This is a genomic window from Promineifilum sp. (SeqCode), assembly GCF_041918635.1.
Lineage (GTDB): Bacteria > Chloroflexota > Anaerolineae > Promineifilales > Promineifilaceae > Promineifilum.
This window is the reverse complement of record NZ_JAYRVJ010000263.1, coordinates 1-2,191: the sequence shown is the minus strand read 5'-3', so window position 1 is coordinate 2,191 and position 2,191 is coordinate 1. Positions and strand designations below refer to the sequence as shown.

The 2,191-nt window shown below is 63.3% G+C and carries 3 protein-coding genes; 2 read left to right on the top strand and 1 reads right to left on the bottom strand.

Annotation, left to right across the window (positions count from 1 at the left end):
• Together ACE3UY_RS08800 and ACE3UY_RS08795 are read left to right on the top strand one after the other, a co-directional pair.
• Positions 1-1,040: winged helix DNA-binding domain-containing protein (locus ACE3UY_RS08800; protein ID WP_374687171.1), on the top strand; the 1,040-nt coding region annotated here is incomplete at its 5' end.
• A 26-nt stretch (positions 1,041-1,066) separates the two neighbouring features.
• Positions 1,067-1,603 (top strand): alpha/beta fold hydrolase, encoded by a 537-nt coding sequence (locus ACE3UY_RS08795; RefSeq protein WP_374687170.1) that lies wholly within the window; start codon positions 1,067-1,069, stop codon positions 1,601-1,603.
• A gap of 393 nt (positions 1,604-1,996) precedes the next feature.
• On the opposite strand, the gene ACE3UY_RS08790 is transcribed toward ACE3UY_RS08795, so the two are convergent.
• Positions 1,997-2,191, bottom strand: a 195-nt coding sequence (locus tag ACE3UY_RS08790; protein ID WP_374687169.1) for a DUF5678 domain-containing protein, incomplete at its 5' end; no start/stop codon positions are given.

The window sequence follows — 2,191 nt, the reverse complement described above, 5'->3', positions numbered from 1 at the left end:
GCGGGACGCATCTCACGACGCCGGTCGAGGCGGTGGCCTGGCTGGTGGCCGTGCAGTCGCAGGACTACACCGGCGCGAAACTGGGGCTGGGGCTGCGCCTGCGGGGTGTGGGCGACGCCGACATGGATCGGGCCTTCGACGCGGGGGCCATCCTGCGCACCCACGTGCTGCGGCCGACGTGGCACTTCGTCGCGCCGGACGACATCCGCTGGCTGCTGGCGCTGACCGGGCCGCGCGTTCATCAGGTCAACAGCGGCATGTACCGCCAGCTGGAACTGGACGATCCCACCCTGTCGCGGTGCGCCGCGCTCATGACGCGCGAACTGGCCGGCGGCCGGCCGCTGACGCGCCACGAGTTGAAGGCGGCGCTGGAGCGGGAGGGCATCTCCGTCGCCGGCGGACGCGACCGGAGCGGCCAGCGCCTCGCCTACATCGTCATGTGGGCCGAACTGGAGGGGATCCTTGGCAGCGGCCCGCGGCGCGGCAAGCAATTTACCTACATGTTGCTGGATGAGCGCGCCCCGCAGGCCCGGACGCTGGCCCGCGACGAGGCGCTGGCCGAACTGGCCGGCCGCTACTTCCGCAGCCGCGGCCCGGCCACTGCGCACGACCTGGTGAAGTGGTCGGGGTTGACGGTGAGCGATGCGCGGTTGGGGCTGGAGGCGGTCAAGGATGGCCTGAGCCGGGAGGTGGTGGACGGGCAGGAGGTCTGGTTTCCGCCGGCAACGCCTGTCCGCGATGAATCGCCAACCGCCTATTTGCTCTCTATTTACGACGAGTATTTCTCCAGCTACAAAAGCAGCCGCGCGATTGTCACGGCTGAGGACGCGGCCCAGCTCATGACGATGGGCAACGCCCTGACCCATATCATCGTGCTTGATGGGCGGATCGCGGGGACGTGGCGGCGGACGTTCTCCAAGGGTGCGGTCGGCATCGAACTAAACCCGTTCCGGCAGTTGACAGAAGGGGAACGGGCGGCTATCGCCAGGGCCGCTGAGCGGTGTGGAGAGTTCTTTGGCTTGGCAGTAGAATTGAGTTAGCTCAATCAGTCAGGAGGAAAATAGCCATGCCAGCCAGTAGCGATGAGTTCTCCCCGCCCGGTCGCTTGGTGGGCATTGGCGGCCACCGGCTTCACGTCCACGTTGCCGGCGAAGCCGGGCCGCCGGTGGTATTCGAGGCAGCCGGACTGGACTTCAGCCCAACCTGGGCGCTTGTGCAACCGGGCGTGGCCGCCGCCTACCGCGCGCGTTCCGTCTTCGATACGTCGCGCATTGAGACCATGATGGCCGAGCTAGAAGGGTTAGACGCTTCACAAGATGAGGTGCGCGCCGTTCGCCCAGCTGGTCTGGACGACATACCGCTGGTGGCCTTGAGTCACGGCCAGCCGCAGTCGATTCCAGGGATGCCCGACGAGGTGAATCAAGCGTATGAAACGGCCTGGCAGGAAATGCAGGGCGAACTGGCGGCGCTATCAACGCGCGGCCGCCACCAGGTCGTGGAAGGTAGCGGGCATGCTATTCATCACGATCGGCCGGATGTGGTTGTGGCGGCTATTCGGGAAGTAGTCAAGGCAATCAACGAGAAAACAAGGCGTCCGGCTTAATCCACTACAGGTCTCAATCGCTGATGTCGGTCACAAAAGCCAACCCGTTCAGTGTGACTATGAATTGATTAAGTACATCCCGACCGACGATGATTTCATTAATCCCTTCGCGCCCAACGACCTCTAGAAGGGGCGTCGTAAGGTCGCCGATTTATATGCGTACGGCATAGACAGAAACACCGTAGCGCACCCCGGCGAGGTCTCGCACCCACCGCCTGTCAGTCTGGCGAGCGCCAATGGAGCGCAGAATCGCCAGTGGCAGTTGTGTGGCATCGGAGCCGGAGTCAATCAGCCCTGTAACTGTCTGCCCACGAGCGGGATCTTGCCCAACTACCCGCATTTCCAGAACCGGAAAGGCCGGCATATACTGTCGGCTGTACTCGAAGGACACGTTCATTGCGGCAGTTCGGCCCAGCGGATTGAGCGATGGTCGTAAACAATTTCCGCCTTATCCTGGATCGGGCGAATGAGGACAAACTCATCAGGGTGCAGCTTATCGATCCGTTCCAGTAGGGCCTCGAACGCGGAATCATGATCGATAAGCTGCCCCTGATAGACGGCTACATACTCGCCGGCATATTCTTCACG

Coding starts and splice junctions, on each gene's coding strand:
- ACE3UY_RS08795 (WP_374687170.1), top strand. CDS start 1,067: ATGCCAGCCAGTAGCGATGAGTTCTCCCCGCCCGGTCGCTTGGTGGGC.